This is a genomic window from Burkholderia sp. Bp9099, assembly GCF_003857805.1.
Classification (GTDB): domain Bacteria; phylum Pseudomonadota; class Gammaproteobacteria; order Burkholderiales; family Burkholderiaceae; genus Burkholderia.
Genome location: NZ_QTPU01000040.1, coordinates 1 through 18,967 on the forward strand (window position 1 = coordinate 1; position 18,967 = coordinate 18,967).

16 protein-coding genes and 1 pseudogene are annotated in these 18,967 nt (G+C 64.9%); 12 read left to right on the forward strand and 5 right to left on the reverse strand.

Annotation, left to right across the window (positions count from 1 at the left end; genetic code table 11):
- The 3 genes and pseudogenes from DIE17_RS32535 to DIE17_RS32545 form a co-directional block, all read right to left on the reverse strand.
- A pseudogene (locus DIE17_RS32535) lies at positions 1-659 on the reverse strand (hypothetical protein); the annotation flags it as partial.
- A gap of 18 nt (positions 660-677) precedes the next feature.
- On the reverse strand, positions 678-3,446 hold the full coding sequence (locus DIE17_RS32540; protein WP_124489247.1) for a type VI secretion system Vgr family protein: 2,769 nt from the start codon (positions 3,444-3,446) through the stop codon (positions 678-680).
- A 21-nt stretch (positions 3,447-3,467) separates the two neighbouring features.
- Positions 3,468-4,022, reverse strand: a complete 555-nt coding sequence (locus tag DIE17_RS32545; RefSeq protein WP_124489248.1) for a hypothetical protein — start codon at positions 4,020-4,022, stop codon at positions 3,468-3,470.
- A gap of 273 nt (positions 4,023-4,295) precedes the next feature.
- Here DIE17_RS32545 and DIE17_RS32550 point away from each other — a divergent pair, with 273 nt between their 5' ends.
- From DIE17_RS32550 to DIE17_RS32595, 10 genes are all read left to right on the forward strand, one after another.
- Positions 4,296-5,546, forward strand: a complete 1,251-nt coding sequence (locus tag DIE17_RS32550) for an MFS transporter (RefSeq protein WP_124489249.1) — start codon at positions 4,296-4,298, stop codon at positions 5,544-5,546.
- Positions 5,547-5,677: 131 nt separating this feature from the next.
- Positions 5,678-6,607, forward strand: coding sequence for a LysR family transcriptional regulator (locus DIE17_RS32555; RefSeq protein ID WP_044848336.1), 930 nt, complete (start codon positions 5,678-5,680; stop codon positions 6,605-6,607).
- Positions 6,608-6,721: 114 nt separating this feature from the next.
- Positions 6,722-7,216: a hydroxyquinol 1,2-dioxygenase gene (locus tag DIE17_RS32560; protein WP_124523322.1), complete on the forward strand. Its 495-nt coding sequence runs from the start codon at positions 6,722-6,724 to the stop codon at positions 7,214-7,216.
- Positions 7,217-7,258: 42 nt separating this feature from the next.
- Entirely contained in the window at positions 7,259-8,278 is a 1,020-nt protein-coding gene (locus DIE17_RS32565; RefSeq protein ID WP_124489251.1) for a hydroxyquinol 1,2-dioxygenase, read from the forward strand.
- A gap of 40 nt (positions 8,279-8,318) precedes the next feature.
- The gene (locus DIE17_RS32570) at positions 8,319-9,785 is read left to right on the forward strand and encodes an aldehyde dehydrogenase family protein (protein ID WP_124489252.1); all 1,467 of its coding nucleotides are present in this window, start codon (positions 8,319-8,321) and stop codon (positions 9,783-9,785) included.
- A 7-nt stretch (positions 9,786-9,792) separates the two neighbouring features.
- The gene (locus DIE17_RS32575) at positions 9,793-10,860 is read left to right on the forward strand and encodes a maleylacetate reductase (protein ID WP_044848340.1); all 1,068 of its coding nucleotides are present in this window, start codon (positions 9,793-9,795) and stop codon (positions 10,858-10,860) included.
- A gap of 29 nt (positions 10,861-10,889) precedes the next feature.
- A complete protein-coding gene (locus DIE17_RS32580; protein WP_124489254.1) occupies positions 10,890-11,765 on the forward strand; it encodes an intradiol ring-cleavage dioxygenase in 876 nt (291 codons plus the stop codon).
- A gap of 5 nt (positions 11,766-11,770) precedes the next feature.
- A complete protein-coding gene (locus tag DIE17_RS32585; protein ID WP_044848341.1) occupies positions 11,771-12,082 on the forward strand; it encodes a YciI family protein in 312 nt (103 codons plus the stop codon).
- Between the two features lie 3 nt (positions 12,083-12,085).
- Positions 12,086-12,421, forward strand: coding sequence for a Rieske 2Fe-2S domain-containing protein (locus DIE17_RS32590; RefSeq protein ID WP_124571446.1), 336 nt, complete (start codon positions 12,086-12,088; stop codon positions 12,419-12,421).
- 214 nt (positions 12,422-12,635) lie between these two features.
- On the forward strand, positions 12,636-13,724 hold the full coding sequence (locus DIE17_RS32595) for a porin (RefSeq protein WP_124668176.1): 1,089 nt from the start codon (positions 12,636-12,638) through the stop codon (positions 13,722-13,724).
- A gap of 45 nt (positions 13,725-13,769) precedes the next feature.
- Here DIE17_RS32595 and DIE17_RS32600 read toward each other — a convergent pair whose 3' ends face one another.
- Positions 13,770-14,429, reverse strand: coding sequence for a glutathione S-transferase family protein (locus DIE17_RS32600; protein ID WP_124921667.1), 660 nt, complete (start codon positions 14,427-14,429; stop codon positions 13,770-13,772).
- Between the two features lie 120 nt (positions 14,430-14,549).
- Between DIE17_RS32600 and DIE17_RS32605 the strand changes: the two genes are divergently transcribed.
- Positions 14,550-15,365, forward strand: coding sequence for a helix-turn-helix domain-containing protein (locus tag DIE17_RS32605; protein ID WP_124523328.1), 816 nt, complete (start codon positions 14,550-14,552; stop codon positions 15,363-15,365).
- Between the two features lie 158 nt (positions 15,366-15,523).
- Entirely contained in the window at positions 15,524-16,336 is an 813-nt protein-coding gene (locus DIE17_RS32610; RefSeq protein ID WP_124523329.1) for a hypothetical protein, read from the forward strand.
- A 54-nt stretch (positions 16,337-16,390) separates the two neighbouring features.
- Here the strand turns inward: DIE17_RS32610 and DIE17_RS32615 are convergent, their stop codons facing one another.
- Positions 16,391-18,838: a heavy metal translocating P-type ATPase gene (locus DIE17_RS32615; RefSeq protein WP_260439283.1), complete on the reverse strand. Its 2,448-nt coding sequence runs from the start codon at positions 18,836-18,838 to the stop codon at positions 16,391-16,393.
- Positions 18,839-18,967: the final 129 nt, after the last annotated feature.

Sequence of the window (18,967 nt, forward strand, 5' to 3'; positions counted from 1 at the left end):
GGCGGCGCGCGGTACAGCGGCCGATTGGTCGGATTGATGCCTTGCACGGTCATCCAGCCCATCGTTCGATCATCCAGCCCGCCGTGCCAAAGATCGGGCAGACTGGCACAGCCGTTCGTGAACGGGCCGCCGCCCCAATAGTCTTTTTCGTTGAGAAAGATCTTGTCGCCGTACTCCTTCAATTCCGCAGCTGTCGCGCGATAGCCCCAGCGGAAATGAATGACGGGCGAGAACGACGGCTCGGGCTTGATGTAGTTTCCGGACCAGAGCTTCGGATTGAGAAACCCATCCGGCGTCACACTCTCCGTGTACTTCGCGGGCGTCAGTTGTCCGGCATCGATACCGTGATACATCATCTGATCGTCCAGACGTCCGAGCCTGCGATTCAGGCCTTTGCACAGCCCTTCCTCCGACGCCTCGAACCATTCGCCTTCGGAATTCACCCCATGCACGAAGATCACGATACCGGGCAAGGGCAATTGCTTGATGCAGATGAGCGGCGTGTTCTTCGCAAACATCGTCACGCCTTCGCCCCGGCCGACGACGATCGGCGGCGGTGCCGGCCGCGACACAGCTACGTCGTCAGCATTAACTTTCGCCGCAGGTTGGTCGCGATGAGCAGTCGCCATCAGCGGCGGGTCAAGAAATGAATCAGTCATGCAGTTTCCTTCGCGATCCTATGTATTGTTTTTGATGAACTGCACCGCCAGTCTCTCGAACTGGTCAGCATCGACAGCCGGAAGTTGGCCGGCCGCATCGCTCGACAAGTTCGATAGCGGTCCGGACGGCCTTTTGATCTCGCCCTCGAATCCCGCAGCCGCGTTGCCGTCGGTGGATCGGACCAGCTTCGGTACTCGGCCAAGCGTGTCCTGACCAAACTTCGGCATATCCGCACTCATGCTCGCAGGCCCGTCCCACACATGCCCCGCCGACTTCACCGTGAATGTCCCCGGACATCCCAGTTCGATATCCCCGCCGCGCAGCTTGAGATACGCGCCACCGGACGTGACGAACACGACTTCATCGCTCGCCGTGCCGACGAGGTTTCCGCCACTGGCCGTCAACTGAAGGTTCTTCGCCGAATCGACTTGCGTATCGTCGTGCTGCGATTGAATCGTGACCTTCCCTCGATTCGCGATCGCCGACACGCCGTCGCTGTGCGCGAACATCGCGACGCCACGACCGGCATGCAGCTTGATGCGCTCGCCGCTGCTGACCTGAACGTGTTGCTGCGCGATCTGATCGATGTTCTCGCCCGCATACATGACGTGCGTTCTGGGCGTGACGTTGAGCGACCCCGACTGCGCGCCGAACGCGATCAACGCGGGCGCATCGCCGGTCGCACCGGGCCGCGCACCGTCAGGCGTCCAGTTGCGGAACGCATCGGCGACGTTGCCCTGACCGGCGGTATCGGCCGACTGTCCGCCATGCTCGCCGGCATAGTCGCCGAGCGATTTGAACAGCGCCGTGCATTCGTCGAGCAGCCGAATCAGTTCGTCTCGATCGAGCTGACCGCCGGTGGCCCGTGTGCGCGCATAGGTCGACAACAGGATGCCCTGCGCCGCGCGCAGAGCCGCGGCGGCGTCGGTGCGCAGCTCGGCACCTTCGCCGCGATCTTTCCCGTGTCCGCTTTCGCGCGGCTGCGTCAGATAGCCGAGATTCAGTTGGGTATGCGCATGTTCGCTCGCCAGCTGCGCCGAGATTTGCGACGGCGTATCGTCGAGACGAAGCTGGTTGTATCGCCGGCCGTTGATTTCCTTGGTCTTGATGCCCGACAGGAAGCGGTTGCCGGGGAGCGCGCCCGTATGGGTGAACGTCACGGGCGGGTTCGCGCCGTTGCTCAGCACGCCGATGATGACGAGCCGGTCCGGATCGCCGGACAGACATCCCAGCAGCACTTCCATGCCGACGCGCGGCAGGAAGAGCGCGCCGAAGTTGCCGCCGGCGAGGCTTGTACCGACGCGAATCGGCGCACTGTCGCCGGCCCGGCCGTTCGTTCCGGCGCCTTGCGCGTGCGCGTGATCGGCCGGATCGTGCCCGTGGATCAGCACGCGCACGCGGCCGGCCCCGTCGCAAAACACTTCCTCGCCCTGCGCGCCGACGATCGTGCCGGTCAGCAGGTGCACCGGCGGTACGTCGACCTTCGGATCATAGGCGGGCTTGAGCGGCACGCCGCGGCGCACGCACGTGAAACGGTTTTCATAGCGCGTGTCGGTTTGCTCCGGCAGATCGACAGGTGCCGGCGCAGCCGTTTGCGCGAGGTTCCGGCTCGCCGCGAACAATGTGTGCGCGCGGCCCGCGAGCGGCTTCGGCAGGTTGTTCCAGATATCGTGCCGAACCGACGTGACGACGAACTGGCGACGATCGGCCGGCCGCATGTCCAGCTCCGGGTCGCCCGTCAGCGTGAACCAGTGGCCGACGGGCAGGTCGCGTACGCTGCTGATTCCGTCGTAACGCTCGGCTTCGAACTGATGCGCCAGTATCCGGTCGCGCGTGATGCGATCGTGATCGCGCCATGAGTCGCCGACGTGCGGGATGTCGATCGCGACGTCCGTCAGCAGGCGCGCAAGGTCGTTCCCGGCTTCGCCCTGGTCAAGGTCCGTGACAGCGGTGGAGTCATCTGCACGGGCTGGCTTGTAGTCCCAGGACGCGCGGCGGACCTGGCCGGGAGACACGCTCTGGCAGTGCGCAAAAAGCGTCACCGTGTCGCGTTGTTCGGTTCCGGCGTCGCGCGGGTGAAGCCGCAGCGTACCGGCCGGCGCTTCCTTCAGGCGATGCGGGTCGTCGCAGAACACGAGCGTATGAATCGGCCACGCGTCGTTCATGCCGCGCGCGCCTCCGGCCGGCTCGGCCTTCGCGAAGACCGTGATGCCTTCCCGGCGCAGCAGACGCCGGATGAAACGAGCGTCCGACTCGTTGACCTGCCGCGTGAGTTCGCGCACCGGATAGCGATCGGCCTGCAAGCCGGACAGGTCGAAATCGAATGCGCGCGCGAGTGCGTGGCTGCGCAGTTTCCACTCGTTCATCAGCGTCGCGAGAATCTCCGTCACGTGGCGCGATCGGAATACGCGGGCGTTGGTGCGACGGTCCATCAACGACAGCGCGTCACACACGTGCAATTGATAGACGGTCAGTTCGCCGTCGGATTGACCGGTTCGCACTTCACGCACGATCGCATTGATCGCGCGCGTACTGCCGCGGTCCGTCGTCAGCCGGACCGATACGGGCAGGCCGAGAAACAGCGTCGGCGACAGATGATCGTGGCTCGACACGCAGGTCAGCTCGCCGTCGATGCCGGACATCAGGCCTTCGCGGATATCGGCGTGATGGAGCGCAAGCAAGTGGCCGACCGCGCGCTGCGCCCGGCCGAAATGGAGATCGACGGGTCGCGAGTTCCCGTCGGTCAGACTGGACGCAAATTCCCGAAATGTTCTTGCTATCGACATCGCCATAATCTCATTGCTTTTTTATTGATTAGGATTTGTTTGAAATGTGGTCCTGTTTGAATTGAAAAAATCGGATCGAAAATTCGCGTCGAGAATATCAAGCTTGTCGGTCTCGATAAATGTATTTTTGTTTTTGTCTGGCTGGATGATTGGTTTGAAACGGTATTTTTCTTTTTCGGCGATTCGGATGATTTTGAAAGGTCTCTTATTGATCGGTAAAAAGGGCGGGCGCAAGGTGGTTCTGTCAGATTGTGTGGTTGTCGTGCAGGTCTTTTTATTTAAATAAAATCGATTTATGGATTTCGAAGATAGGATCCGTCTGATATCGAAGAAAATGGCGGCGTATTGCGCTGACGAAAAACGTGTGGACGGATTGCTTCGTGCCTGCTCGGAGCGCATCTGCCGGTTGCCGGTCTCGTCATTCGCCGCATCCTGATCGGCGCGCGGCCGGGCGGCGCGCCGAACCGCGTTCATCGGCCGCGCAAGCGGCGTCGCGTGCGGGCCTCGCTGATGTCTATGAGGGATTCCCCCGTAACCGAGGAAGGAGCGCTGCTTCAACGCTGCCGCCGTTCGCACAGCGCTTCTCCATCGACCTTTCCCGCCTGCCGCACCCGATTATTTGCGTTTCGCGAATGGCGCGTTCGCCGGTTGTTCCATACCCGATCCGCCTGCGCGCACCTATCGTTCGGGCGTCGGCTGATTGAATTCGACGCCTGCAACCGGAACGAAGCCGGACAGGCGGCCGCCACTTCCTCGCGACTCACGTCGCGTCGCACACCCAAGACAACGGACCTGGCCGATGCGCGGACGCCCCGGCGCGCGCAAGCGGACCAATCCACGGAGACAGACATGAAAGCAAACGAGTGGGATACCTCCTATGAGTGGAAGGCGGTGACGCTGCTGGCGCTCGGCTTCGGCCTGGTCGGCCTCGACCGCTGGCTCATCGCGCCGCTGTTCCCTTCGATCATGAAGGACCTGCACCTGAGCGCGCAGGACGTCGGCAACTGCATCGGCGTGCTCGGCCTGTCGTGGGGCATCTTCGCGGCGCTGATGGGCGGCATCTCCGACAAGGTCGGCCGCCGCAAGGTCCTGATCCCCGCCATCATCGCGTTCTCGCTGCTGTCCGGCTTCTCGGGCCTCGCGGGCGGCTTGCTCGGCCTGATCGCGATCCGCGGGCTGATGGGCGTCGCCGAAGGCTCGTTCTGCCCGACCAGCTTCGCGGCCACCGCCGACGCGTCGCACCCGCGGCGGCGCGGCCTGAACCTCGGGCTGCAGCAAAGCGGCTTCGCGCTATTCGGGCTGGCGCTGTCGCCGATCATCGCGACCCAACTGCTCAACGTCGTGTCGTGGCGCTGGGTGTTCGCGCTCGTGGCCATTCCCGGGCTGATCCTCGGCGCGATCATGTTCTTCGTGATCCGCGAACCGAAGCGCGCGAAGGAGGTCGTGTCGGAGCACGCGCCGGCGTCGCTCGGCCATGTGCTCAAGAGCCGCAACATCCTCGTCGCGATGGCCGCCCTGTGTTGCGCGATGACCGGCGTGTTCGTGCTCGGCGCGCTGCTGCCGCTGTACCTGACGGATTACCTTGCGCTCGGCACGCAGAAGATGGGCCTCGTGGTGTCGGCGATCGGCTTCGGCGGCTTTCTCGGGCAGTTCGGGCTGCCGGGGCTGTCCGACGTGGTGGGCCGCCGCCTCGCGAGCATCGCGGGCTTCGCCGGCACGGCGGTGATGCTCTACATCTTCCGCGGCCTCGGCCCGCAACCGGTCGTGCTGTTCGTTGTCCTGTTCGTCGCGTCGTTCTTCACGCTCGGGCTGGTGTCGCTGCTGTCGGGCCCCGTCGCGACCGAAGCCGCGCCCGTCGGCCTCGTGTCGACGTCGATCGGCGTGGTGGTCGGTTGCGGCGAGATCTTCGGCGGCGGCATCGCGCCGGCGATGGGCGGCTACGTCGCCGCGCACTTCGGGATCCAGAACATTCTGTGGCTGCCGATGGGGGCGGTGCTGCTCGGCATCGTGGTCAGCATGCTGCTGCGGGAGACGGCCCCGGCCGTGTTGCAGCGCCGCGTAGGCGTGCAGCCGGAGCTGTCGGCGGGCAAGCAGCCGTAACGTGCCCCGCGGTCATGCGCGCAGCCGGCGGGATTGACACCCGTCAGGTGACAGTGTGACGCGTTCGGCGTGACCCACCCGGCCGGCAGGTGCGGTTAGACTGCCGGTTTGGCTTTCGGGAAAGGTGCGGCATGGACCGGTTTCTGAGCATCGAGGCGTTCGTCAGGGTCGCGGAGGCGAGCAGCTTCGCGGAAGCGGCGCGGCAGCTTGGGGTCACCAGTTCGGTCGTGACGAACCGCATCCAGCAACTGGAGAAGTTCGTCAACGCGCCGCTGTTCCATCGCAGCACGCGCCACGTGCGGCTGTCCGAAGTGGGCGAGACCTTCTACCGCGAATGCGCGGAAGTCGTGGGGCGCGTCAACGAGCTGACCGACCAGATGCGCGAGCTGCGCGCGACGCCGACCGGGCGGCTGCGCATCCAGATGCTGCCCGGCTTCGCGCTCGATCACTTCGGCGTGCCGCTCGCCGAATTCAATCGCCGCTATCCGGGCATCCAGCTCGACATCATCGTCAATGACCGTGTCGTGGACCCTGTCGAAGAAGGGTTCGACATCGCGTTCCAGATCTTTCCGCCGATATCCGAGTCGCTGATCGAGCGGCGCCTGTTCGTGGTCCGACGCCTGTTCTGCGCGTCGCCGGCCTACCTCGACGCGCATGGTGCGCCACAACATCCGCGCGAATTGCTGCAGCACACCACGGCGCTGTATTCGGGTTATCCATCACGCAACCGCTGGACGCTGACACGCGGCGACGAGGTCGTCGAAATGGAGCTGCCGGGCATGATCCGGTCGAACTCCGTGCACCTGCTGCGCGAGTACGCGCTGACGGGCGGCGGCGTCGTGTGCCTGCCCACGCTGGTCGCGAGCGACGCGCTCGTCGCGGGCCGGCTGGTGCCCATCCTCACCGACTTCCAGATCGCGCCGCTGAGCTTCGCCGCCGTTTATCCCGCAACGCAGCGACAGGCGTTGAAGGTGAAGGCGCTGGTCGAATTCCTCGTCGAATACATCGGCGACGAGTCGCCGTGGGATCGCCCGCTGCTGGAGCGCGGCTGGGTTCGTTGAGCGAAGCGATTATTCGCGAAACGCAAATGCCGTAGTCGCGCTCCGTTACCTTGTTGACGGGCGTCGTCGCCCCTAAAGTTGAATCCAACAAGCGGTTCAACTCAGGAGACAGCAATGACCGACACGGCATTCCACACCGTCTTTGGCTCGCTCGACGGCTACACGAAGGGCGAGATCGAAATCACCAGCGGCAGCGCAAAACACTACGCGTTCTCGAACGTCTTCGAGATCGCATCGAAGTCGGCCCCCTACGAAAAGGTCGTCGCCGGCAAGAACCTCGAATACGTGATCGAAGTGCTGCGCACCGAAGGCCAGTCGCCGTGGTTCGCGTGCGCGCACGACGAGTTCGCGATCCAGATGGACGGCGAAGTCCGCATCGACTTCATCAAGCTCGACAACCCGCCCGCCACCGGCCGCGGCACCGTGAACGCCGGCACGCAGCCGGCGGGCCGCGAGATGGGCTACGTCGTGCTGCGCAAGGGCCACCAGGCACTGCTGCCGGCCGGCTGCGCGTATCGCTTCACCGCCAGCAAGCCGGGCGTCGCGCTCGTGCAGACCGTGCTCGGCGAGCTGTCCGTCGAGAAGTGGGCCGACATCTGCCTGCACTGATCGATTCGATCGCGAAGATTCAACTATTCCAGGAGACACGTTATGGCCACCCTCGAGACCCTCGATCTTTCCGCAGGCTTCGGCGCCGATCTGGTGCAGGCCACGCAAGCCGATGCCGTCACCGGTTACCGCCGCTTCCACCTCGGTGAATTCGCGTTCCAGCGCGACGAGTATTTCGTGAAAATCAGCTGGCCGGCGAAAGGCCAGACCCGCACGCACGCGATCCCCGCGGACGCATTCCTGCGCGCGATGATGCGCGACGTCGCGTGGGGCTTCTTCTACGGCTGGGTGAATTTCGATCACGTGTTCGGCACGCGCAATCACTACGGCAAGGTCGACGTCTATGCGGGCACGTTCAACGGTATCCTGAAGGAAGCCGGCGTCGACTACACCGAGACGTTCGAAACGCCGACGATCATGGCGACCTTCAAGGCGATGCTGCACGACTGGACCAACGAAGGCTTCGATCCGTTCGCGGCGCCGGAGGAAACCGGCACGGCGTTCGGGCGCAAGCACGGCGAGAACGGCTCCGCGATCGAACGCACGCGGATCGCGACGCGCCGCATGCCGGGCCTCGAAGGCGACTCGCCGCTGCGCGACGATCTGCCGGTCAACCGCGCGTTTCTCGACGTCGCTCAGGACGAGCCGGAAGTGCACGTGAAACCGGGCTTCGAAGGCGAGCTGCACGCGTTCAACCTGTTCAAGTATCTGTCGCGTTCGGACGTGACGTGGAATCCGTCGGTGACCTCCGTGTGCGGGCGCAGCCTGTTCTGCCCGACCACCGAGGAATTCATCCTGCCGGTATTCCACGGCAACGACCGCGTCGAATGGTTCCTGCAACTGTCCGACGAAATCGTGTGGGACATCGGCGACAAGAACACCGGCGCACCGCGCGCGCGCGTCACGATGCGGGCCGGCGACATCTGCGCGATGCCTGCCGACATCCGGCACCAGGGCTACTCGACGAAGCGCTCGATGCTGCTGGTCTGGGAAAACGCGACGCCGAACCTTCCGCAGCGATACGAGAGCGGCGAGCTGGCGCCGTATCCGATCGAGTTCTGAGCCGCGCCGGCTCGCACAAGCACACCATCGAGGACGATTCATGCAAACCCAACTCTTCATCGACGGCCGTTTCGTCGACGCCGTCGAGCGCGGCACGATCGACGTGCTCAATCCGCACGACGGCTCGCTGATCGCGAAGATCGCCGCCGCCACCGCGGCGGACGTGGACCTCGCGGTCGAAGCCGCGACCCGCGCATTCCCGAAGTGGTCGGCGATGCCGGCGGCCGAGCGCGGCCGGCTGCTGCTGCGCCTCGCCGACGCGATCGAAGCCAACGCGGAGGAACTCGCGCAGCTCGAATCGCTGGACACCGGCCACCCGATCCGCGATTCGCGCGCGCTCGACGTGCCGCGCACGGCCGGCTGCTTCCGCTACTTCGGCGGCATGGCCGACAAGCTGCAGGGCTCGGTGATTCCGGTCGAAACCGGCTTCCTGAACTATGTGCAGCGCGCGCCGATCGGCGTCGTCGGCCAGATCGTGCCGTGGAATTTCCCGCTGATGTTCACGAGCTGGAAGATGGGCCCGGCGCTGGCGGCAGGCAACACCGTCGTGCTCAAGCCGTCGGAGATCACGCCGCTGTCGACGCTGCGCATCGTCGAACTGATGGCCGAAGTCGGGTTTCCCGAAGGCGTCGTCAATATCGTTCCCGGCTACGGTCATACGGCCGGCCAGCGTCTCGCCGAACACCCCGGTGTCGGGAAGATCGCGTTCACCGGTTCGACGGCGACGGGCCGCCGGATCGTCGAGGCGTCGCAGGGCAACCTGAAGCGCGTGCAGCTGGAACTCGGCGGCAAGGGCGCGAACATCGTGTTCGACGACGCCAACCTCGACGCCGCCATCAACGGCGCCGCGTGGGCGATCTTCCACAACCAGGGGCAGGCGTGCATCGCCGGTTCGCGGCTCGTGCTGCATGAGCGCATCGCCGACGAATTCCTCGAGCGCTTCGTGTCGCTGGCGTCGTCGATCCGCGTCGGCAACCCGCTGGACCCGGACACCGAGATGGGCCCGCTGACGTCGAAGCAGCACCTCGACCGCGTGCTGTCGTTCGTCGACGTCGCGCGCGAGCAGGGCGGCCGCGTGCTCGCAGGCGGCAGCGTGCCGCAGGACGCGGCACTCGCGAACGGCTACTACGTGCGCCCGACCGTCATCGAGGCGAAGAGCGCCGCCGACCGCGTCGCGCAGGAGGAAGTGTTCGGCCCGTTCGTCACCGTGCTGCGCTTCGGCAGCGACGAGGAAGCGCTGGCGATCGCCAACGCGACCGAATACGGGCTCGGCAGCGGCCTCTGGACCAACGATCTCTCCCGCGCGCACAGGATGGCGTCGCGGATCGACGCGGGCATGTGCTGGATCAACTGCTACAAGCGCGTCAATCCGGGCAGCCCGTTCGGCGGCATCGGCAAGTCGGGCTACGGCCGCGAGATGGGTTTCGAGGCGATGCACGACTACACGGAGGCGCGCTCGGTGTGGGTCAACGTCGACGGCAAGGTGCCGCCGCACTTCAAGCGCTGAGGCCGAGATGGAGCGCTTCGTCTATCAGGGAACGCCGTCCCGCGTCGTGTTCGAATGGGGCGCGCTCGAACGGCTGCCGGACGAGTTGTCCGCGCTCGGCGCGCAGCGGGCGCTGATTCTGTCGACGCCCGAGCAGCAGCCGCTCGCCGAACGCGTCCGGGCCGTGCTCGGCGAGCGCGCGGCTGGCGTGTGCGCGCAGGCCGTGATGCACGTGCCGGTCGAGGTGGCGCGGGCCGCGCGCGAGATGGCCGCCGAGCTGGGCGCGGACTGCTGCATCGCGATCGGCGGCGGCTCGACGATCGGCCTTGGCAAGGCGATCGCGCTCGAGTCGTCGCTGCCGATCCTCGCCGTGCCGACGACTTACGCGGGCTCGGAGATGACGCCGATTTTCGGGCTCACGGAAGGCCGGCTCAAGCGCACCGGACGCGATGCGCGCGTGTTGCCGCGTACGGTGCTGTATGACCCGTCCCTGACGCTGTCGCTGCCGCCGGGGATTTCCGCGGCGTCGGGCGTCAATGCGATGGCGCATGCGGTCGAGGCGCTCTACGCTGAAGATGCGAACCCGGTGATCAGCCTGATGGCCGAGGAGTCGATTCGTGCGCTCGGCGAAGCGCTGCCGGCGATCGTGCGCGCGCCTGACGATCGCGAGATGCGCAGCCGCGCGCTGTACGGCGCATGGCTCGCCGGAACGTGCCTGGGTGCGGTCGGCATGGCGCTGCATCACAAGCTCTGTCATACGCTCGGCGGCACCTTCAACCTGCCGCACGCACAGACGCACGCCGCGATGCTGCCGCATACCGCGCACTACAACCATGCGGCGGCGCCCGACGCGCTGCGCCGCGTCGCGCGGGCGCTGGGCGGCACCGACGCGGCCGACGCCGGCCCGTTGCTGTTCCGGTTGAACCGGCAACTGGGCTTGTCGGCGGCGCTGGCCGACATCGGAATGCCGGAAGCGGGCCTCGACGAAGCCGCCGACCTCGCGTGCCGGAACCCGTACGCGAATCCGCGGCCGATCGAGCGCGCGCCGATCCGCGAGTTGCTTCAGCATGCGTGGGAAGGGCGCGAGCCGCAGTGAGCGGCCGGCTGCATACAAAGGAGACGAACGTGACGAATGATCATCATGATGACGGCGACACGCGGTTGACCGAGCAGGTCGTCGCCAGCTTCGACGGTACGCCGAACCCGCGCTTGCGCGTGCTGATGCAGAGCCTCGTGCGGCACCTGCATGCGTTCGTCCGCGAAACGGAGCTGACCGAGGCCGAGTGGATGGCCGCGATTCGCTTCCTGACCGAAACCGGGCAGATGTGCGACGACGTGGTGCGCCAGGAATTCATCCTGCTGTCGGACACGCTCGGCGTGTCGATGCTGGTCGATGCGATCAACCATCGCTTCGCCACCGGCGCGACGGAAACGACCGTGTTCGGCCCGTTCTACATCGAGGGCATGCCCGAGCGCGCGTATGGCGAGAACATGGCGTTCACGCCCGGCACGCCGGTCGTCGTGCATGGCCGCGTGCTCACTACCGACGGCGCGCCGGTTCAGGGCGCCGTGCTCGACGTCTGGCAGACCGCCGAGAACGGCATGTATTCCGGGCAGGATACGGCGCAGCCGCACGGCAACCTGCGCGGCCGCTACCGGACCGATGCCGAAGGTCGTTACGCGATCACGACGATCCTGCCGGTCAGCTATCCGATTCCGACCGACGGCCCGGTCGGGAAGATGCTCGATGCGACCGGCCGCCATCCGTGGCGGCCCGCGCACCTGCATTTCATGATCGACGCGCCGGGTTATCGCAAGCTCGTCACGCATCTGTTCGACGAGAATGACGCGTATCTGCAGTCGGATGCCGTCTTCGGCGTGAAGCCGTCGCTGATGGTCGCCTATCGCCCGCGTGCGGCGGGTGACGAGCTCGCGCGCCGGGTCGGCTTGAGCGGCCCGTATCGCGAGGCGACGTACGACTTCGTGCTCGACCGGAGCTGACCGACATGGCGCGATTCTTTGCGGTGTTTGCGACGGACCAGCCCGGGATGCGCGAGGTGCGCGACCGCGTGCGGGCGACGCATCGGACCTACCTACGTTCCGCCGCGCAGCACGGCGTGTATGTGCGGCTCGGCGGGCCGACGCTCGATCCGCAGGGCGATGCGATGAACGGCACGCTGCTCGTCGTCGAGGCGGACGACATCGATGCGGTGATGCAGTTCGTCGGAAACGATCCGTATGTGAAGGAAGGGCTGTTCTCGCGGGTCGAGGTGCGTCCGTGGGACTGGAGCCTCGGCAATCCCGAGCGGAGAGCGTGAGTCATGGGTGCCACGCAACTCTGTCGCTTCGCCGATGTGCCGGATGGTGGCGCGCGGGTCGTCGATGAGGCGCGCATCGGACGTCCCGTCATCGTCGTGCGGCGCGGGGAGCAGGTGTGGGCTTACGTGAATCGTTGCCCGCATTTCTCGGTTCCGCTCGATTTCGTGCCGGGCAGCGTTTCCTGTTATCGATCCCAGGTGCTGATGTGCGCGCATCACAGTGCGCTGTTCCGGTTCGACGACGGTGTGTGTATCGACGGGCCGTGCTCGGGTGCCGGGCTGGAAGCCGTGGCCGTCGAGGTGGATGCGGCGGCGTGGGTGATTTGCCGGAGCGCCTGAATCGGCGGACGGGCCGATTGCACCAGGCTGGATGAAATCGGAAGTGCGCGGGATTTCATTCGTTTCAGTCAATAAGTAAAGCTAAGTAAATCTCATTATGCCGGACCGGATGCAAGCCTGATCCGGCGGGAAGGTGTTGTTTCACGAAGCATGAGCGGATCGTTCGCGACGTGGCGGGCGACCGGCTCGAATTTCAAAAAAAGACGGAGACGCAATGAAGCTCAGGTTTGGAGTATTCGCGATGCTGGCCATCGCGCAGGGTGCGTACGCACAGAGCAGCGTGACCATGTTCGGTTTGATCGACAGCGGCATCTCGTACGTCAGCAACGAGGGCGGCGGGAAGAACGTCAAGTTCGACGACGGCATCTTCACGCCGAACCTGTTCGGCTTTCGCGGCACGGAAGATCTCAGCGGTGGATATCACGCGACGTTCGCGCTCGTGAACCAGTTCTCGATGGCGAACGGGAGCATCATCGGGACCGGGATCTTCGGACGTAATGCATACGTGGGCATCGAGAGCGACCGGTTCGGCAGCGTCAGGCTCGGGAATCAGTACGACTTCATGGTCGATTCGCTGTTTGCGAAGGGGAATGCGATCTCGATGGACATCTCGGGGCTGTACGGATTCAGGAATGGCCCGTTCCAGCGTCTCGCGCTACCCGGTAACCCGACCGGCGCGTTCGACTGGGATCGCACGGCAGGCAGCAAGCCAGTCGCGAACTCGGTCAAATACAGTTCGCCGACGATTGCAGGGTTGTCGGGCGGCGTGATGTATGCGTTCGGCGGCGTGGCCGGTTCCATCGGCGCGGACAATGCCGTGAGCGCGGGCTTGAACTACGAAGTCGGCGCGCTCGGCATCGGTGCCGCATATACGAACGAGAAGTACGGCCCGGCGCCCGGCACGCCGTCGACCAGCGTGCGCAACTGGGGTGTCGGGATGCACTACGACTTCGGTGCGGTGAGCGCGAAGGCACTCCTGACCACCGTGCACAATTCGTTCAACGACGCCGGCGTGTGGATGGCCGAGGCCGGCGGCGTGTGGCGCATCAGGCCGGACGTGTTTCTCGGCGCGAAGTACATGTACATGAAGGGCAACGAAGCCGTGAACGACAACCATGCGCATCAGGTCAGCGTCGCGCTTCAATACCTGTTCACGAAGCGGACGATGGTCTACGTGTCCGCCGATTATCAACGCGCGAACAGCGGCGCGAACGCGCAGATCAACGGCGTGCTCGATCCGAACGGGGCGTCGAGTTCAGCGAGTCAGGCGGTGGCGCGCGTCGGCCTGCATACGATGTTCTGATGGCGCGGCGGGCGGGACCGGCGTCGCGGTTCGCCCGCCAACCGGCTACCGCGCCGCTGCGGCCGCCTCCTTGGCCTTGTCCTGTTCCGCCGCCAGCGCCGCATCCGCCGCCTGCGCGCGCTGGATCGCCGGGCGCGCCAGCACGCGATCGATGTACGCGCGAATGCGCGGCGTTTCGGGTACCAGCTTGAACATCGTCGTCCAGTTCAGTGCCGAGCCCCACAGCACGTCGACCGCCGTAAAGCGCTCGCCCAGCAGGTAGGGCCCTTTCGCCAGTTGCGCATCGATCCGCATCATCACGGTATCGAAGTCGCCGTACGGCGACGTCGAGTAGGCCGCGGGCGGGCGATTCATCGAGCGGTCGACGATGGCCGGCTCGAGGCACGAACCATAGAACGTCATCCAGGTCAGATACGGCCCGCGCAGCGCATCGCCCGGCGCCGGCGACAGGCCGGCTTCCGGATACAACTCGGCCGCGTACATGTAGACGGCGGCCTGCTCGCTGACGATCACGTCGCCATGACGCAGTGCGGGAACCTTGCCCAGCGGGTTGATGCCGAGGTAGTCGGCTTCGTGATGTTTGCCGGTGGAGAGGTCGAACGCGTGCAGTTCATAGTCGGCGCTCAGTTCTTCCAGCAGCATCCGCGCGCCGGCCGAGCGGCTGCGCGGGGAGTGGAACAGGGTCAGGTGACGGTCTTGCTGCATCGCGGGCTCCGGTGTGCATTCGGGACAGGTCGACCAATATAGGACGGCCGCGCGGCTTCGTCTTGGAAAAATCCGCTGCGGCGGTGCATCATCACGCAGTCACCTCAACGGTTCGTCACCATGGCCGACTTGCGTCACGTGACCGACACGCCCAAAGGTGTCGTCGGCCCGAAAGCCTTCAATCAGCGCTTCCGCCTGAATCGCTATTACCCCTGTGCCGACCTGGCCGGGGTGCTGGATCACCACTGGATCGTCGAATGGGATCTGCGCGACCAGCCGGCGTATGTGCAGCGCACGCTGCCGTATCCGTGCGTGAATCTGGTGTTCGACCGGCGGCGGACGGGGATCTTCGGCGTGGTGTCGGGGGCGTTCGAGACGACGTTGGCCGGGGCCGGGCGGGTGATCGGCTTGCGGTTCCGGCCGGGCGCGTTTCGGGCGTTCTTCGGCAAGCCGGTGCATTTGTCGACCGACAAGGTGCTGCCGGTGTCGACGCTGCTCGATTGCGGCGACGCGCAAGCCGAAGACGCCGTGCTCGGTGCCGAGGATGACGCCGGGATGGTGGCGGTTGCCGAGGCGCTGCTGTTGCGGGTGCTGCCGCCGGCCGATCCGCAGGTCGAACGTATTCATGGCATCTTGCAGATGCTGCAGCAGGATATCGGGCTCACGCAGGTGCGCGATCTGGCTGAGCGCGCGGGGTTGAGCGAGCGCACGCTGCAGCAACTCTTTTCCGACTATGTGGGCGTGACGCCGAAGTGGGTGATCTGTCGTTATCGCCTGCATGAGGCGGCCGACAAACTCGCCGGCGGCGAGCCGGTCGATCTCGCGGAACTGGCGCAGGCGTTGGGGTATTTCGACCAGGCGCATTTCACGCGCGATTTTCGCAAGCTGGTCGGGAAGGCGCCGGCGGAGTATCGGCGGGAGGATCGGCAGGGTTGAGGTTGCGGATGAGGGGGCGTCGGCCTGCTTTCGGCTGACAATGAACCGGCGAAGGGGCGCTCAGGGCATCGGTGAATTTCAAACAATGGATGCGTTGCCTATCATTCCACCCTATAGTGCTCGTCGTTGACCGATCCGCAAGAAAATCAGGAGCCTTCGTGTTTCATCGGAAATCCAAGTTGGGGCGTTCGAGCTTCGCGTGCGTCGTCGCTTTGACGATGATCCTGGCGCCCGTCGCGGCGCATGCAGAGGCGGAGGCCGTCGACGGCACGACGCACGTCGCGCCTGCTGCCGATCACGACGCGTCGCCCGCACGACCGATCGTCGGCGACGACCCGGTTGCCATTCGGGATGCCCTGAAGAAGCTGCACATCAGCCCCGCGCCGCCTTCCTTGAGCGACCGGGTTCGCGGCCTGGTCTCCGACGCAACCGACCGGTATGCCCCGAATCCCGACCTGGCGGCCGTCGGCCTGGATCGCGACGTGACGTTCGTGGTGCCGGTGCAGTACGGGCTGAGGTACCGGTCGCAGCGGCACCTGTTGACGCTGGACATCGACCTGTTCGACGCGGAGCACGGCGACCGGACGGGCGTCCTGCTCCGGAAGGTCACGAAGGGGCCACGAGGGCGAGGGCTCGTGATCGCCCCCGAAGCGAAAGCGAAAGGGTACATCCAGCAGATCGACATCATCGAACTCGATTCCGGGCATGGGAAAAAGACCACGGTTCGCAGCCGGATGCGGATTTCGCCTGCCGTGTACGCTCAAGCGCATGGCGACTTCGCGCTCGTCTTTTCCGGGCGGCTGGTTCGGCCTTATCTGACCGAGCAAGTCGAGCATGCCGATCCGAGTATCGACGAGCCGACGGACATTACGACCCGGATCTCCAGGTTGCATATGGATATCAATGCGATCTCGCTGGTGAGTCCGTCGAGCGGGGTTGTGTTGGCGAAAAAGCTGAAGTTGTCGAAGTAGGGGTTTTCGTGCGCGGGGCGGGGATACTGACCGGCTTGCGGGGCGCACGCATGCTCAAATTTTGGCGTTGCGCAATCTCAGCGCGTTCGAGATGACCGAGGCTGAGCTCAGGCTCATCGCCAACGCCGCGATCATCGGCGACAGCAGCAGCCCCGTGAACGGGTAAAGTGCCCCGGCCGCCAACGGGACCCCGAGCGCGTTGTAAACGAACGCGAAGCCAAGATTCTGCTTCATGTTCGCGACGGTTGCCTCGGACAGCGCTCGAGCACGCGCGATACCGCGCAAGTCGCCCTTGACGAGCGTCACCTGAGCGCTGCTCATTGCCACATCCGTGCCTGTTCCCATGGCCACGCCAACATCGGCCTTGGCCAGCGCGGGGGCGTCGTTTATGCCGTCGCCAGCCATCGCGACGACATGCCGGGCTTGCTGAAGCCGTGTCACCAGATCGAGCTTGTCGGCAGGCTTCACCTCGCCATGGAATTCGTCGACGCCGAGCTTCCCGGCCACGGCCTTGGCAGTGACCACCCCGTCACCGGTCGCCATCACGACTCGGATACCGTTCTCCTTCAACGTCGAAAGCGCCTCTGGCGTGGTCGCCTTTATCGGGTCAGCGACCGCCAGCAGTCCGGCCAAACTGCCATCGACTGCCAAGTACATGACGCTCGCGCCTTGCGCACGCAGGCTATCCGCCTCCCTGGACAGCGATTCGACGGATACGGCGTCAGTCCGCATCAGCGCGGTGTTGCCAAGTGAAAGTCGCCTGCCAGCGACGACTCCTCTCACGCCGATACCCGTTGCGGATTCGAAATTTTCCGTGCGGTCCAAAGTCAGCTTCTTCTCGCGGGCTGCCGCAACGATGGCTGCAGCAAGCGGATGCTCGCTGCCTTGGTCGAGACTCGCCGCCAGACGAAGCACGTCGTCGGTCGTGTATCCGCTTGTGCCTACGGCCTGCTCGAACGCAGGACGCCCCTCGGTCAGCGTCCCCGTCTTGTCGACAATGAGCACGTCGACCTTGCGCAAATTTTCAATCGCAGCGGCATCGCGAAAGAGAATCCCGGTCGTGGCTCCTTTGCCGCTCGCGACCATGATGGACATGGGCGTCGCAAGGCCCAGCGCGCAGGGGCACGCAATGATGAGCACCGCCACCGCATTGATGAGACCGAATACCCAACTGGGCTCAGGCCCAAAGATGCCCCACACGAGGAAGGTCAGGAGAGCGATGCTGACGACCCCGACGACAAACACCCCGGCCACCTTGTCGGCCATGCGCTGCATGGGCGCACGGGAGCGCTGCGCCTGCGCGACCATCTGCACGATTTGCGACAGGACGGTCTGGGCGCCGACCTTTTCCGAGCGGATGACGAGACTGCCTGTCGCGTTCATCGTTGCGCCGATGACGTGGTCGCCAACGCGCTTCGTGACCGGAATGGGCTCGCCGGTAATCATGGACTCGTCGAGCGAACTCGTGCCGTCCGTCACCACGCCGTCCGCGGGGACTTTCTCGCCCGGCCGCACGCGAAGCAGGTCTCCCACATGAACATGGGACAACGGAATGTCTGCTTCGGAACCGTCCGGGTTGATGCGCCGCGCGGTCTTGGGTGCGAGCCCGAGGAGTGCCTTGATGGCGGCGGACGTTTGCGAGCGGGCCTTCAGTTCGAGCAACTGCCCGAGAAGCGTCAGCGAAATGATGACTGCCGCCGCCTCGAAATACACGCTGACCCGGCCGTGCGCGCTGTACGTTTCGGGAAACACGCCGGGGAAGAGGGTCGCGATGACACTGTAGATATAGGCCGCGCCTGTCCCGAGCCCGATGAGCGTCCACATGTTGGGGCTGCGGTTCATGAATGAGCGCACGCACCGCTCGAAAAACGGCAGGCCTGCCCACAGGACGACCGGCGTAGAGAGGATGAACTCAACCCAGCTTTCGGTGCCGGCGCCCATCAATCGTAGGCGATGGCCAAACATCGCCAGCACGAAAACGATGGCGGTCAGTGGCAACGTCCACCAGAAGCGGCGTCGGAAATCGACCAGTTCCGGATTCTCGCCTTCGTCGACGCTGGGCAGAATCGGTTCCAGCGTCATGCCGCACTTCGGGCATTGCCCGGGATGGTCCTGTCGAATTTCCGGGTGCATCGGGCACGTGTAAATGGTGCCCTCGGGTAGTGCTTGCGGCTGCTCGATGGTCGAAGGCTCAACGTACCTGGACGGCGCTGCCTCGAATTTCGTCAAGCAAGCCTGGCTGCAGAACGCGTACCACTTGCCATTGTGTTCGCGGCGCAAGCGTGACTCATCGGTCACCGTCATTCCGCAGACGGGGTCGCGAAGCGGATCCGTGGAGCGTACGTGTTTGTCCTGGCCATCATGGTGATGAGCAAGCTTGTCGTGTCCATGCCCGGCGAAAGGGGCGTGCTCGTCCGTCTCACGACCGTGACGTTCGTCCGATGACAAGTGCCCGGACATCCTTTGGTGATGAAGCTCGTCTTCGCCGGGTTGGCCGCTCATTTGACGCTCCTTTGCTCACCCGTTCCGTTTCCATTGAGGCTCGTCGCTCTGCGCGTTCGATATTGACGTGACGACCGTGCTACGACGTGAGTTACCTGTATCGAGGCTAGCTGTTGCCTCGATCTTCTG

Excerpts from the sequence above, each read along its gene's own strand:
- DIE17_RS32540 (WP_124489247.1), bottom strand. The coding sequence starts at position 3,446 with ATGTCGATAGCAAGAACATTTCGGGAATTTGCGTCCAGTCTGACCGAC.
- DIE17_RS32550 (WP_124489249.1), top strand. The coding sequence starts at position 4,296 with ATGAAAGCAAACGAGTGGGATACCTCCTATGAGTGGAAGGCGGTGACG.
- DIE17_RS32555 (WP_044848336.1), top strand. The coding sequence starts at position 5,678 with ATGGACCGGTTTCTGAGCATCGAGGCGTTCGTCAGGGTCGCGGAGGCG.
- DIE17_RS32560 (WP_124523322.1), top strand. The coding sequence starts at position 6,722 with ATGACCGACACGGCATTCCACACCGTCTTTGGCTCGCTCGACGGCTAC.
- DIE17_RS32565 (WP_124489251.1), top strand. The coding sequence starts at position 7,259 with ATGGCCACCCTCGAGACCCTCGATCTTTCCGCAGGCTTCGGCGCCGAT.
- DIE17_RS32570 (WP_124489252.1), top strand. The coding sequence starts at position 8,319 with ATGCAAACCCAACTCTTCATCGACGGCCGTTTCGTCGACGCCGTCGAG.
- DIE17_RS32575 (WP_044848340.1), top strand. The coding sequence starts at position 9,793 with ATGGAGCGCTTCGTCTATCAGGGAACGCCGTCCCGCGTCGTGTTCGAA.
- DIE17_RS32585 (WP_044848341.1), top strand. The coding sequence starts at position 11,771 with ATGGCGCGATTCTTTGCGGTGTTTGCGACGGACCAGCCCGGGATGCGC.
- DIE17_RS32590 (WP_124571446.1), top strand. The coding sequence starts at position 12,086 with ATGGGTGCCACGCAACTCTGTCGCTTCGCCGATGTGCCGGATGGTGGC.
- DIE17_RS32595 (WP_124668176.1), top strand. The coding sequence starts at position 12,636 with ATGAAGCTCAGGTTTGGAGTATTCGCGATGCTGGCCATCGCGCAGGGT.
- DIE17_RS32600 (WP_124921667.1), bottom strand. The coding sequence starts at position 14,429 with ATGCAGCAAGACCGTCACCTGACCCTGTTCCACTCCCCGCGCAGCCGC.
- DIE17_RS32605 (WP_124523328.1), top strand. The coding sequence starts at position 14,550 with ATGGCCGACTTGCGTCACGTGACCGACACGCCCAAAGGTGTCGTCGGC.
- DIE17_RS32615 (WP_260439283.1), bottom strand. The coding sequence starts at position 18,838 with ATGAGCGGCCAACCCGGCGAAGACGAGCTTCATCACCAAAGGATGTCC.